At 72.2% G+C, this 12,956-nt stretch carries 12 protein-coding genes; 9 read left to right on the forward strand and 3 right to left on the reverse strand.

Features of this window, described 5'->3' with window-relative positions; genetic code table 11:
* Positions 1-608 precede the first annotated feature (608 nt).
* A complete protein-coding gene (locus OG199_RS05900) occupies positions 609-1,865 on the forward strand; it encodes an arsenic transporter (protein WP_356800083.1) in 1,257 nt (418 codons plus the stop codon).
* A 16-nt stretch (positions 1,866-1,881) separates the two neighbouring features.
* A complete protein-coding gene (locus tag OG199_RS05905; RefSeq protein WP_356800007.1) occupies positions 1,882-2,373 on the forward strand; it encodes a universal stress protein in 492 nt (163 codons plus the stop codon).
* On the opposite strand, the gene OG199_RS05910 is transcribed toward OG199_RS05905, so the two are convergent.
* Positions 2,336-3,259 carry a helix-turn-helix domain-containing protein gene (locus OG199_RS05910; RefSeq protein WP_356800009.1) on the reverse strand — a complete coding sequence of 308 codons (924 nt, stop codon included), beginning with the start codon at positions 3,257-3,259 and terminating at the stop codon, positions 2,336-2,338. The genes OG199_RS05905 and OG199_RS05910 overlap by 38 nt on opposite strands.
* A gap of 64 nt (positions 3,260-3,323) precedes the next feature.
* On the opposite strand from OG199_RS05910, the gene OG199_RS05915 reads away from it, so the two are divergent.
* A complete protein-coding gene (locus OG199_RS05915) occupies positions 3,324-4,163 on the forward strand; it encodes a phytanoyl-CoA dioxygenase family protein (protein WP_405828385.1) in 840 nt (279 codons plus the stop codon).
* A 171-nt stretch (positions 4,164-4,334) separates the two neighbouring features.
* On the opposite strand, the gene OG199_RS05920 is transcribed toward OG199_RS05915, so the two are convergent.
* A complete protein-coding gene (locus OG199_RS05920) occupies positions 4,335-5,126 on the reverse strand; it encodes a class I SAM-dependent methyltransferase (RefSeq protein WP_401809075.1) in 792 nt (263 codons plus the stop codon).
* Positions 5,127-5,285: 159 nt separating this feature from the next.
* Positions 5,286-6,236 carry an alpha/beta hydrolase gene (locus tag OG199_RS05925; RefSeq protein ID WP_356800015.1) on the reverse strand — a complete coding sequence of 317 codons (951 nt, stop codon included), beginning with the start codon at positions 6,234-6,236 and terminating at the stop codon, positions 5,286-5,288.
* 253 nt (positions 6,237-6,489) lie between these two features.
* Between OG199_RS05925 and OG199_RS05930 the strand changes: the two genes are divergently transcribed.
* The 6 genes from OG199_RS05930 (at position 6,490) to OG199_RS05955 (ending at position 12,879) form a co-directional block, all read left to right on the forward strand.
* On the forward strand, positions 6,490-7,344 hold the full coding sequence (locus OG199_RS05930) for an endo alpha-1,4 polygalactosaminidase (RefSeq protein WP_401808972.1): 855 nt from the start codon (positions 6,490-6,492) through the stop codon (positions 7,342-7,344).
* Positions 7,345-7,356: 12 nt separating this feature from the next.
* Positions 7,357-8,652 carry an ABC transporter substrate-binding protein gene (locus OG199_RS05935; RefSeq protein ID WP_405828388.1) on the forward strand — a complete coding sequence of 432 codons (1,296 nt, stop codon included), beginning with the start codon at positions 7,357-7,359 and terminating at the stop codon, positions 8,650-8,652.
* A gap of 117 nt (positions 8,653-8,769) precedes the next feature.
* Positions 8,770-9,732, forward strand: a complete 963-nt coding sequence (locus OG199_RS05940; RefSeq protein WP_405828390.1) for a carbohydrate ABC transporter permease — start codon at positions 8,770-8,772, stop codon at positions 9,730-9,732.
* The gene (locus OG199_RS05945) at positions 9,729-10,547 is read left to right on the forward strand and encodes a carbohydrate ABC transporter permease (RefSeq protein ID WP_356800021.1); all 819 of its coding nucleotides are present in this window, start codon (positions 9,729-9,731) and stop codon (positions 10,545-10,547) included. The genes OG199_RS05940 and OG199_RS05945 overlap by 4 nt, the downstream gene beginning before the upstream one ends.
* Before the next feature lie 5 nt (positions 10,548-10,552).
* Complete coding sequence (locus tag OG199_RS05950) at positions 10,553-11,560, forward strand: carbohydrate kinase family protein (protein WP_405828392.1); 1,008 nt, start codon at positions 10,553-10,555, stop codon at positions 11,558-11,560.
* Complete coding sequence (locus OG199_RS05955) at positions 11,560-12,879, forward strand: alpha-glucosidase/alpha-galactosidase (RefSeq protein WP_401808965.1); 1,320 nt, start codon at positions 11,560-11,562, stop codon at positions 12,877-12,879. The genes OG199_RS05950 and OG199_RS05955 overlap by 1 nt, the downstream gene beginning before the upstream one ends.
* The last annotated feature ends 77 nt before the right edge of the window (positions 12,880-12,956 follow it).

A 12,956-nucleotide genomic window follows, 5' to 3' on the forward strand; every position in this document is an offset into this window, starting at 1 on the left:
AGTCGCCGGACGGCGGCCCGGTCAGCTGGCTGGTGGTCACAAGGGGACCCACCTGCGCGACGTCCTCGCCTCCGGAGTCGGACGCGACGTCGAGACGTAGCTGCGGACGGGCGGCGCGTACGACGCGCGCGCCTGGCCGGCCCGGATCGCCCCGCTGACCTTTGGAGGCAAGGTCGTGGGGGTGTGTCCGGCCGCGCACGACTCCAGCGAGCACCACCTCGCCGGGATCGCCTGCAACCGGTCAACGAGGCCGGCATGCGCATCGGCACCTCACTCGACGTCACCCGAACGGCCGAGGAACTCGCCGACGTCCGCGTGCCCGTCCTGGCCGACTTCGTCAGCGTCGATCTGCTGGAGCCGTACCGGCTCGCGTAGGTGACCGGCTCGCTCACCACGAGTCCGGCCGTGAACGTCGCCCGGCTCAGTTCCCAGCAGACGATCCGGGCGGAGCTGAGCCTGCTCCCGGAAGTCTGACCGGCCCACCGGGGTCCGGCCCGCCGCGGGAGTTCCGACGCGCTCCCGGAGGTCTGACCGCGTCCCGTCGGGGCAGGTGGTGCGGCATCTGATGTGATGGACGGGCACCCGATCGTGCCCTGGAGGACCGAACCCTGAACACCCCGTTCGCCGAAACACTCTCCGTCGTGCTGCTCGCCGCCGTGCTCGTCTGCGCGGTGGTGCGGCCGTTCGGCTGGCCCGAGGCGGTCGTCGCGGTCCCGGCCGCGCTGCTGGTGATGGCCACCGGCGCGATCTCCTGGGACCACGCGCGCGAGGAGGCCGCACACCTGGGGCCGGTGATCGGTTTCCTCGCGGCCGTACTGGTGCTCGCCCGGTTCTGTGACGACGAAGGCCTCTTCCACGCGTGCGGCGCCTGGATGGCGCGCTGGGCCGCGGGGCGGCCCCGGCGCCTGCTCACCGCGGTCTTCGCGCTCGCCTCAGCGATCACCGCGGTGCTCAGCCTCGACGCCACCATCGTGCTGCTCACGCCCGTCGTCTTCGCCACCGCGGCCCGGATGGGCGCGCGCCCCAAACCGCACGTGTACGCCTGCACGCACCTGTCGAACACGGCCTCGCTGCTGCTCCCGGTCTCCAACCTCACCAACCTGCTGGCGTTCACCGCGAGCGGCCTGAGCTTCACCCGGTTCGCCGCGCTGATGGTCCTTCCGTGGCTGGTCGCGATCGGCGCCGAGTACGTGGTCTTCCGGCGCTTCTTCGCCCGCGACCTGGCCGCCGCCGCTCCCCGGCCCGCCCTCGACGAGCCGCCGGAGCTCCCGCTGTTCGCGCTGGTCACGGTGGGGTGCACACTCGCCGGTTTCGTCGTCGCCTCCGCGGTCGGGATCGATCCGGCGTGGTCGGCGGCGGCCGGGGCGCTGGTGCTCGCCGTCCGGGCGACGGTGCGTGGGCGCGCCAGCGTGCTCACCGTCGTCCGGGCCACCGCTCCGGCCTTCCTGGCCTTCGTCCTCGCCCTGGGCGTCGTCGTCCGCGCGGTGGTCGACAACGGACTCTCCGACGCCCTCGGCCGGATCCTGCCGGACGGCAGCGGGCTGCCCGCGCTGCTCGGGATCGCGGCGCTCGCCGCCGTGCTCGCCAATCTGATCAACAACCTGCCCGCGGTGCTGGTGCTGCTGCCGCTGGCCGCCACGTCCGGCTCCGGCGCGGTGCTGGCCGTCCTGCTCGGCGTCAACATCGGCCCCAACCTCACCTACGCGGGTTCCCTGGCGACCCTGCTGTGGCGGCGTATCGTCCACCAGCACGAACACGGCGTCGACCTCAAGGAGTTCACCCGGCTCGGCCTGATCGCCGTGCCGGCCGCGCTGGTCCCCGCCGTACTGGCACTGTGGACCTCGCTCCACGTCATCGGAGGCTGAACGGAGGACGCTGCCCATGCGGGTGATCGCCTGGCTCGTCGAAGGGACCTGGCCGGCTTGTGTGGACGCGGTGCGCGAGCACGCGCCGCGGGCGACGGAGGTCGTGCTGCTGCACGTCAGCGAGCCGGGGGTGCCCGGTCTGGCGCACGGCGCCTTCGCCGGACTGCTCGGCCGGGGGCATCGGGAGCGCGACCCCGAGGTTCTGCTGGAAGACCTCAGCGCCTCCTCGGCCGTGCAGCTGCTCGACGCGGCGGCCGAGCGCCTGGGGCGCCCCTGCGACCGTCTGGAGCGCGCCGGCCGCGCCGAACGGGAGGTGGTCGCCGCCTCCGACGGCGCCGATCTGCTCGTACTCGCCCGCGACGGCGACCGGGCCCGCCTCGGCCCGCACAGTCTGGGCCCGGCCGGACGGTTCGTCGTCGACCACGCGCCCTGTCCCGTCCTGCTCGTCTGGCCGGAGTCGGCTCCGGACGTCACGACGTTGCCGCCGCCTCCCCCGCACCACCCCTAGCGGTACCACGGCGGTAGGCGCCCGGCGGGGTCCCGTAGCGCTGCCGGAAGGCCCGGTGGAAGTGGGGGGCGCTGGTGAACCCGGAGACCGCGGCCACCCGTTCCACCGGGAGTTCGGTGGCCTCCAGAAGCCGGGCCGCGTGCAGCAGCCGGGCCTCGCGCAGCGCCCGCATCGGGGAGCGGCCGAGCTGCTCGGTGAAGAGGTGCGCGAACCGCGACGGCGAGAGCGCTACCGCCCCGGCCAGCGAGCGGACGGTGTGCGCGGCGCCCGGGTCGGCGGCGATGAGCGCCTCCGCCCGCAGCACACGGGCGTCCACCCCGGGCCTGTCGCCCTCCGCCCGGGCGGTGCCGAGCAGCACGATCTCCTCCAGGGAGCAGAGGGCCAGTTCCCTGGCCGCGGTGCCGTGCGCGACCGCGACCGCGCCGTCGGCCGGTTCCGCGCCACCGGGCGGCTCGCCGTCCCCCGTCCAGCGGGCGTCGGTGAGCATCCGCCGGAACGCCGACCCGATGCGTTCCCGGCTCCGGGCGGGCCGCACGGCGTACACCCCGTCGTCGAGGGCGTACGGCCGCAGCCACCGGTCCCAGGACGGCCTGGCGCGGCAGTGGGCCCACCAGAACGCCCACTGGCCGGCGCCCGGTTCGACGCCGTAGCGGTGCGGTACGCCGGGTCCCAGGACCACCAGGTCGCCCGGGCCGGCCGTCGTCCGTGTCGCGCCCTGCCGGAGGCTGCCCCGTCCGGCCGTGGTCCAGGTGAACAGCCAGCTGTCGCTGCCGTGCGGCCGGTGGACGCGGTATCCCGGCCGCTGGTCGTAGCGTCCGACGGTCACCAGGTCCGGCGGCGGGGACGGGACAGCAGGCTCGGGCAGGACGTCAGCACGCACAGGCATCCTCCGGGAAGGGTCGTCGGCCTAGCTTTGAGCACCTCGCACCCCGAGCGGAAGGGACGGTCGGATGACGGTCACGGACAGGAGCGGGCGGCACCCGGGCGCGTGGGAGCACGAGTTCGCGGAGAACGGCTTCGTGGTGCTCCGCGGGCTGTTCAGCGGAGCCGAGATCGACGAGCTGTGCGCCGAGTTCACGGCGCTGCACGCCGCCGGGCCGGTGCCGGGGCACTTCGAGCCCCGCGCGACAAGGACCGGGAGCCCGGCCGATCCACTGCACGGCCACCCGCGGGTGATCCATCCGCACCGCATCAACGCGCTGTCCCGGAGCACGCTGCTCGATCCCCGGCTGCGGGTCGTCCTCGAAGGCCTGTTGGGCGAGGAGGTCCTGGCCGCGCAGAGCATGTTCTACTTCAAGCCGCCCGGCGCCCGTGGCCAGGCGCTGCACCAGGACAACTTCTATCTGCGGGTGGAGCCGGGCACCTGTGTGGCCGCCTGGATCGCCTGCGACACGATCGACCGGGACAACGGCGGTCTGGAGGTCGTGCCGGGCACCCACCGGATGGACCTGTTCTGTCCCCAGGAGGCGGACGAGGAGCTGTCCTTCGTCCGCGAGTACGTGCCGCCGCCGACCGGTCTGGTGGCCGTGCCGGTCGACATGGCACCGGGTGACGTGCTGTTCTTCAACGGCAGCCTGGTGCACGGCTCGGGCCCCAACCAGAGCGCCGACCGCTTCCGCCGCTGCTTCATCGGCCACTACGTCGGGCGGTCCACCGCCCGTATCGGCGGCCACTACCGCACTCTGACGATGAGCGGCGAGCCGGTCGCCCTGCCGGAGAGCGAGGGCGCCGGCCCGTGCGGCAACGAGTTCTTCTCCGAACTACCGGACGCAGCACGGCGGCTGCCGTGAGCCAGTCGCTGTTTCGTGGACGGACCTCATGGCTTGTGCGTTCGTGACCGGTGATCCGAAGATGCGCCCGAATCGACACGGCCCCGGACGGGTGTTGATGGGGGCGGGCCGGCACAGCCCTCCACTCGGCCCTTCGCGGACACGGCCGTCTCGGCCGGCCCCACGGCCGGGTCAGCCCGGCTTGACCGCCAGCGTCGCAAAATAGTGCGACATGTAGGGAGCGGACGCGTTGGATTGATGCGGCGCTTCCGCGAGGCCGGTGAGGACGAACCCCGCGGCGAGTTGCCCACCGATCTGGTCGGTGAGGGTGTGGCTGTATTCAAGCGCGGCATCCGCGCCGAACTTCGTGGCGCGTTCCTCGGCGGAGTACTGCGTGACATCGCTGTAGGGCAGCTTGTGCACGACGATCAGCTCGCCGCGCTCGTCGAGCGCCTCGTGGTCGAACAAGTACACATCAGGGTTGAGGAAGCCCACGAGCAGGGTTCCGCCCGGTCGCAGGACGCGGAAGCACTCACGCCACACCGGCGCCACGTCCGGTACGAACAGGTTGGAGACCGGATGGAATACGACGTCGAACGTCGCGTCGCCGAAGGCGTTGAGGTCGCGCATGTCGCCCAGGACGGTGCGCAGCTCCAGTCCGTCGCGCGCCGCCACCATCTGGTCCTGGCCGAGCTGGCGGGGCGAGTTGTCGAATACGGTGACCCTCGCCCCCGCGGCGGCGAGGATCGGACCCTGCTGGCCGCCGCCGGAGGCCAGGCACAACACGTCCTTGCCGGTCAGGTCCCTGGGCAGCCAAGAGCGGTCGACCGGCTCACGCCCGATGAGAACGATCGACCAGTCGCCCCTGCGGGCGCGCTCGACATCCTCAGCACTCACCGGCCGCGACCACTCGTTGCCCTCCTGGACATACTTGTCCCAGGCTGCCCGATTGTGGGCAACGGGGTCGACACCCATGTCCTGCACGTCCAACTCCCTGCTACAGCCGACCGGACACCTGCGGTCCTGACGGTTCGGTGCCGCCAGCCAACACGATTGCGGGGTGCGGGCTCAACGAAATTAGCGGGCATCGACAATGATCGAGTTGGTTCAGTCAACGGTTCGCCGCCGCGTCCCCCGCTGACATCACTCCTCCGGTTCGGGCAGCGCGTACCGGAAGGGGACCGAGGCGGGATCGGTGAGCGCTTCGGCGGCGAAGGCGAGGACCGCGGCCGCGACCGCGCCGGGGCTCTCCAGGAGCATCGCGTGCGTACCGTCGATCCCGACGGCGCGCACGTGGGGGCGCTGAGCGGCCAGTGCCGTGAGATCCCTGGCGAGCCCCATCCCGTAGGCCCTCATCAGATCGTCGAACCACTCCATGCCCGGTACCGGGGGCACGGGACGCAGTGCGCGCCCGAGCAGCAGCGGGCGGTCCATCCGCCGGAAGAGGCCGAACACGTCGAGCGAGTCGATCTCCGCCAGCATCTCGAGCGCGTGCTCGCGTCGCGGCCGCAACTCCAGCCGCCCGTCCGGTGTGTGACGCACGGACCGCAGCAGTGCCGTCTCCAACAGCTCATAGGGGACGCCGAGTTGTCCGGACAGGGCGCGCTGCTGGGCGAGCAGGGTCTGCAGGCCGTCGACGGGCAGCGGGCCGCCCGGCAGCGCGGCCGTCGCCGACTTCCTGACCTGGACGAGACGTTCGGCGACATGCGCCGGGTCGAGGCCCACGTACTGGTCGGGGCGGCCCCACCCGAATCCGTCCAGGTTCGCCGCGCCGGGTGTGACCTCCGGGTGGTCCACCGCGTACCGCACCGCGATCATCCCGCCGAGCGAGTGTCCGACCGGGAGCGCGCCGGGGAGGCCGTACTCCTCCAGGACCCCCTCGATGTCGTCGATCACCCGGGGCAGGCTCCAGGTCCCGGAGGGCGAGAGACCGTGTCCGCGCAGGTCGACGGCGAGCACCCGGTGCCGAGGGGTGAGGAGAGGGGCGACGGCGGCCCAGTCGGCCAGCGTGCGGCCGGCTCCGTGCAGCAGGAGCAGCGGCGGGCCGTCGCCCCCGTGGTCGTGGACGGCCAGTGCGATTCGGTCTCCGGTCATGTCCTGACAATAGGGCTCGGGCCGGGGCTCCCGGAGGACATCGCGTGTCGGTGGCCACCCCGCGGCCCTCCCGGGTGGGCGCGGCCTTGACGCGGGCGGCGTCGAAGCGCTTTGATCCTGGCGTGCCGAGGCGTGCAGCCGGGCACCCAGAGGTGCGCCCAGCCGGTAACGGACACGGTTCAAGTCCGGCCAAAGTCGCCAGGATCGCGGGAGCGTCCGAGGCGGGGTCGTACTCGCGATTGATGGAGCGGACATGCCCGTCAAACGTGTTCTCCGCGTCGCCGGTCCGGGGGCAGCCGCTGCCCTGGTGGCGCTCATGGCACTGGTGAGCTGTGCTTCCGGACCGGCGAAGGGCACGCCGCCACGCAAGCACGGTGCCTCGGGACCGAGCCCCCGGGCCGTGCGGCTCCCCCCGCTCCACGCGGGCTTCGACTACCAGATCGGCGGCGCCTACCGGCCGCCGTCGGGTGTCCGCATCGTCAGCCGCGACCGTACGGCGACGCCCGCGCCCGGCCTCTACAACATCTGTTACGTCAACGCCTTCCAGGTCCAGCCGGGCGAGGAGCGGCAGTGGCCCGCCGACCTGCTGCTGCGGGACGCGCACGGCAAGGTCGTCGTCGACCGCGACTGGGACGAGGCCCTGCTCGACATCGGTACGCGGGACAAGCGCGAGCGGGTGGCCGCACGGGTCGGCCGGTGGATCGACGGGTGCGCCGACAAGGGTTTCGACGCGGTGGAGCCGGACAACTACGACAGCTACACCCGTTCCCACCACCTGCTGAGCGCCGACGACGCCACCGCGTTCATCACGCTGCTCTCCGCCCGCGCGCACGCCCGCCACCTCGCCATCGGGCAGAAGAACACCGCGGAGCTGGCCGGTGTGAGGGCACGGACCGGCCTCGACTTCGCGGTGGCGGAGGAGTGCGGGGAGTACGACGAGTGCGGGACGTACGCGAAGGCGTTCCACGACCGGGTCGTCGTCATCGAGTACACCGACAGCGGACTGCGCAAGGCCCGCGCGCGGTACGGGAATCGGCTGAGCATCGTGCGCCGGGACGTGGACGTCTCGACGCCGGGCAGCGCGGACTACGTCCGCCGGACGCACTGACGGGAGGCCGTGATGACCTCCTCGATCGCACGTCGCCGGCTGCTGGCCGGCGCGGCCGCCGCCCCGTTCCTCGCCGCCTGCGGTGGTGGCGCCTCCGACGGCGTCGGCGCCGACGGCACCGTGACCGTCGAGCTGTGGCACGGGCAGAGCGACACGGGCAGGAAGGCCGTGGAGGCGCTCGTCGCCGAGTTCAACCGCGCCCATCCGCGCATCCGCGTCGACAGCGCGGGCGGCGGTGTCCTGTCCGACGCGATGCTCCAGAAGGTGACGGCCGCGCTCGCCTCGGGCTCCTATCCCGACATCGCCTACATCTTCGGCTCGGACCTGGCCAGCATCGCGCGCAGTCCCCGCGTCGTCGACCTGACGTCCGCGCTGCACGCGGGACCCACCCCGTGGCGGTCGCTCTGGGCCCCGGTACGGGAGGGAGTCACCGTCAACGGCAGGGTGCGGGCCGCCCCGGCGCTGCTCGACTCCCTGGCCGTCGTCTACAACAGGAAGCTGTTCCGGCAGGCCGGGGTGGACTTCCCGCGGGCCGGCTGGACCTGGGACGAGTTCACCGACACGGCACGGAGACTCACCGCGCCGGGCCGGGGGGTCTTCGGTACGGGCTGGCCCGGGACCGGCGACGAGGACACGGTGTGGCGGCTGTGGCCGATGATCTGGGACCTGGGCGGTGACGTGGTGGCCGCCGACGGCAAGCACATCGGCTTCGCCGACCAGGGCGTCCGGGCCCTGGAGACCCTCGCCCGGCTGAGCCGTGACAAGAGCGTGTACGTCGATCCGAAGCCCGGCGGCGAGCAGATGTACCAGGTCTTCATGGCCGGCCGGATGGCCATGGTGGGGACCGGGCCCTGGCAGCTCCCCGACATCATCGGCGCCGGGGTCGACTACGACGTCGTGCCGCTGCCGACCTACAGCGGACGGCCGGTCACCATCTCGGGCCCGGACACCTGGACGGTGTTCGACAACGGTTCGGCCCGTTCCCGGGCGGCCGTCGAGTTCGTGCGCTGGATGATGCGGCCCGCCCAGGACGCCCGCTGGGACCTCTCGGCAGGCAGCCTTCCGCTGAGCTCGGCCACCGCCGACCGGCCGGAGTGGCGCCGGCACTCCCAACAGACCAGAGGACTCGACGTGTTCACCGAAGCGCTGGGCGCCGCCCGGGTGCGCCCGGTCCACGCGGCCTATCCGCAGATCTCCCAGGCCCTCGGCGAGGCGATCGTCTCCGTGCTGCTCGGCAAGGACTCCCCCGCCGGCGCCCTGCGCCGGTGCGCGGAACGGTCCGACGCCGCCCTGCTCATCCCCCGCTGACCCGGGCCGGGCAGCCGAGAACCTCCGGCATCCACCGACGCGTTCCGACGCGTCCCGCGCGTTCCGTCGTCCGTGTCCAGGTGACTCTCAGGTGACTTCCAGGTGAGGGAGGCCCTCTTGTCCACTCTGCCCCGCGCCATCACGCTCGCCCCGCAGGCCGCGGTGCCCCCGGCCGCCGCACGGCGCGCCGCACGCCGTCGCGCCCGCCGTGAGACGGCCACCGCCTGGGGGTTCATCGGCCCCGCGGTCGTCGTGATCCTCGGCCTCGGCATCGTCCCCGTCCTGTGGTCGCTGCTGCTGTCCTTCCGGGCCGACGACCTGGTCACGCCGGGCCGTTGGGTCGGCCTCGACAACTACCGGGCCCTGACCGAGGACCCCGGCTTCCACACGGCGGTGAGCAACACCCTGCTGTACACGGCCCTCTACGTGCCGCTCAGTCTGGTCGGCGGCCTCGCGCTCGCCCTGGCCCTGAACCGCCGTCTGCGGCTCATCGGCCTGTACCGGACGCTCGTCTTCATCCCGTTCGTGGTGTCGGCGACGGCCCAGGGCGTGCTGTTCTCCTTCATCCTCGACCCGGAGTTCGGGGTCGCCAACTCCCTGCTGCACCAACTCGGCATCTCGCCGCAGGGTTTCCTCTCCGACCCCGACCAGGCGATCTACCTGCTGGTCCTCATCTCATTGTGGAGCGGCGTCGGCTTCTGCGTCGTCGTCTACATGGCCGCGCTCCAGGACGTGCCGCCCGAACTCGTCGAGTCCGCCCGCATCGACGGAGCGGGCCGCGCGCGGATCCTGCGTCACATCGTGCTGCCGACCCTCACCCCGGTCACCGTGTTCCTGCTCCTGTGGCAGGTGATCACGGCGCTCCAGGTCTTCGACCTGATCTATGTGACGACCAAGGGCGGCCCCCTGGGCTCGACCACGGTCGTCGTCTACTTCGTCTGGCAGCAGGCCTTCCAGACGTTCACGGCCGGATACGGGGCCGCGGCGGCGTACGTCCTGGCGGTGGCCCTGATGGTGGTGGGCGCGGCGCTGCGGGTCGTACGGCGCCGCCAGAGCCGTACGGAAGGAGTCGTCCGATGAGGACGCGAAAGGTGAGCGGCTGGCATCTGCTGCTGGCGCCGCTGGCCCTGTGCTTCGCGCTGCCGCTGGTGTGGCTGGTGCTCAGTTCCGTGATGACCAACGCGGAGATCAACCGGTTCCCGCCCGCGCTGTGGCCGAAGGGCATCGACCTGGGCGGGTACCGGTACGTGCTCGGAAACGCCCTGTTCCCCCGTTGGTTCGCCAACTCCTTCCTGGTCGCCTCGGTCGCGGTGGGATCGAACCTGCTGTTCGGGGCACTGGGCGGCTACGCGTTCGCGCGGATGCGGTTCGCCGGGTCGCGGCTGCTGCTCGGGCTGATGCTGGCGACCATGGTGATCCCGTTCCAGCTCACCATGATCCCCACTTTCCTGGTGATGAAGGACCTGGGTCTGATCGACACGCTCGGCGCGCTGATCGTGCCGTCGCTGGTCACTCCGTTCGCGGTCTTCCTCTTCCGGCAGTTCTTCCTCTCGCTGCCGCGGGAGATGGAGGAGGCCGCCTGGATCGACGGGTGTTCGCGGCTGCGGGTCCTCTTCTCGATCGTGCTGCCGCTGGCCCGGCCCGCGCTGGCCACCGTCGCGGTGCTGACGTTCCTGTCGACCTGGAACGACCTGTCGTGGCCGCTGATCGCGCTCAACCACGACACGCAGTACACGCTCCAGCTGGGGCTGACCACCTTCCAGGGACAGCACCACACCCGGTGGTCGGCGGTGATGGCGGGGAACGTGATCACCGTGCTGCCGGTGCTGGTGGCGTTCCTGCTGGCGCAGAAGACGTTCGTGCAGTCGCTCACCTCGAGCGGTCTGAAGGGGTGACGGCGATGCGGGCTTTCGATCTTGTGGTGATCGGCGACGCGAATCCGGACGTGGTGACCGGTCCGCTGTCCGGGCCCCTTGCCTTCGGGCAGCGTGAACAGCTCGTCACGCACGCCGGGTTGGTGCTCGGCGGATCCGCGGCGATCATGGCGTGCGGGGCCGCCCGCCTGGGGCTGCGGGTCGCCTTCGCGGGCCGCGTCGGTGCCGATCCCGCGGGGGTGTTCGTGCGCGACGCGCTGGCGGGACGCGGGGTCGACGTGGGTTTCCTGGTCACCGATCCCGAACTGGCCACGCCCCTCACGGTGGTGGTGACCACCGAGGACGGGGACCGGGCCATCCTCACCGCGCCGGGTTGTCTGACGGCGACCGGCGCCGAGGACGTCCCGCGGGAGTTGCTGGCCGCCGCCCGGCACGTGCACGCGGCGTCGTTCTTCCTGATGCCCCGTCTGGCGCGGTCCCTGGGCGCGGTGTTCACGCGGGCCCGGGCCCTGGGGGCGACGACCTCGCTCGACACCAACGACGACCCGGCCGGACGCTGGGACCGCGGCCTCCTCGATCCGGTCCTGGAGGTCACCGACATCCTGCTGCCGAACGCGGCCGAGGCACGCGCCCTCGGTCTGTACCCCGCCGAGGGGCAGCGCCCCGGCCCGCCGCGCGGTGAGGTGGTCAGCGGCGAGGTCGCGAGCGGCGACGAGGCGGCCCGGCCCCCGCGACAGCCACCGACCGTCGTCATCAAGGACGGCGGCAACGGCGCCCTCGCCCTGCGCGGGACACGACCGCTGCACGCGCCCGCCCTCCCCGTCGACCCCGTCGACACCGTGGGCGCCGGCGACAGCTTCGACGCCGGGTTCGTCGCCGCGACGCTGCGGGGGCTGGACCTCGCGTCGGCCCTGGCCCTCGCCGTGGCCTGCGGTTCGCTCTCCACCCGCGGCCACGGCGGTACGGCGGCACAGCCCACGTGGGAAGAGGCCCACGCCGCCACCCTGCACCACTCGGACAGAGGGAGTCACTGATGTACGACGTCACCGCCGCGAAGATCGCCTTCATCGGGGCCGGGAGCGTGGTGTTCACCCAGGGGCTGCTCGCGGACCTGTTCGCCTTCCCCGAACTGGCGGGCGCCCGGATCGCGTTGCACGACATCGACCCGGAGCGGCTCGCCACGGCGGAGGGCGCGGCCCTGCGCATCGCCGCCGCCCGTGGGGCCAAGCCGGTGATCACCGCGCACCTGGACCGGCGGGCGGCCCTGGCCGACGCCGACTTCGTCATCAACATCATCCAGGTCGGCATGAACGAGGCGACGCGCGTCGACTTCGAGATCCCGGCCCGCCACGGTCTGCGCCAGACCATCGGGGACACGCTCGGCATCGGCGGCATCTTCCGCGCCCTGCGCACCTTCCCGGTCCTGCGCGCGCTGGCCGAGGACATGGCCGAACTGTGCCCGGACGCGCTGCTGCTGAACTACACCAACCCCATGGCGATGAACGTCCTCTACCTCAGCCGCATCGCCCCGGACCTGCGAGTGACGGGCCTGTGCCACTCGGTGCACTGGACGATGCACGACCTCGCCGCGCTGGTCGGCGTGCCCTTCGAGGAGGTGTCCTATCTCGCGGCCGGGGTCAACCACCAGGCCTGGGTGCTGCGCTTCGAACGTGCCGGCCAGGACCTCCACCCGCTGCTGGACGAGGCGATCGCCAGGGATCCCGGACTGCTGCGACGGGTCCGTGTCGACATGTACCGCAGGCTGGGCCACTACCCCACCGAGACCAGCGAGCACTCCTCGGAGTACGTGCCCTGGTACCTCCACCACGACAGCGAGATCGAACGCCTCCGGCTGCCGGTGGGCGCCTATCTGCAGATCATCGAGGAGAACACGGCGAGCTACGAGCAGACCCGCGACGCCCTGGCCAGGGACGCGCCGCTGCCCGTCGAGGGCACATTGGAGTACGCCCCGCAGATCATCCACAGCACCCTCACCGGCACTCCGCGCACGATCTACGGGAATGTCCCCAACAGGGGTCTGATCGACAACCTGCCCGCCGACTGCGTGGTCGAGGTCCCCTGCCTGACCGACGCGCTGGGCGTGCAGCCGACCCGCGTCGGCTCGCTTCCGCCCCAGTGCGCGGCCCTCAACAGTGCCTATGTCGCCGTCAACGACCTGGTCGTGCGGGCCGCCACCGACCACGACCCCCGCCACATCCGGCACGCCGCCATGGTGGACCCGGCCACGGCCGCCGCGCTGCCCGTCGAACGGATCTGGGACCTGTGCGACGACCTCGTACGCGCCCACGGAGCCCTGCTCCAGCCGGAACTGCGGGCCGAACTCGGCCACTGAACACGCGCCCGGCCGCCCTTCCGCCGACACCGGACGGACCGCGAGGCGCACCCGCGCCGAAACCGGGCCGTGTCGGA

The sequence above is a fragment of the Streptomyces sp. NBC_01176 genome, from assembly GCF_045039825.1.
Taxonomy (GTDB): domain Bacteria; phylum Actinomycetota; class Actinomycetes; order Streptomycetales; family Streptomycetaceae; genus Streptomyces.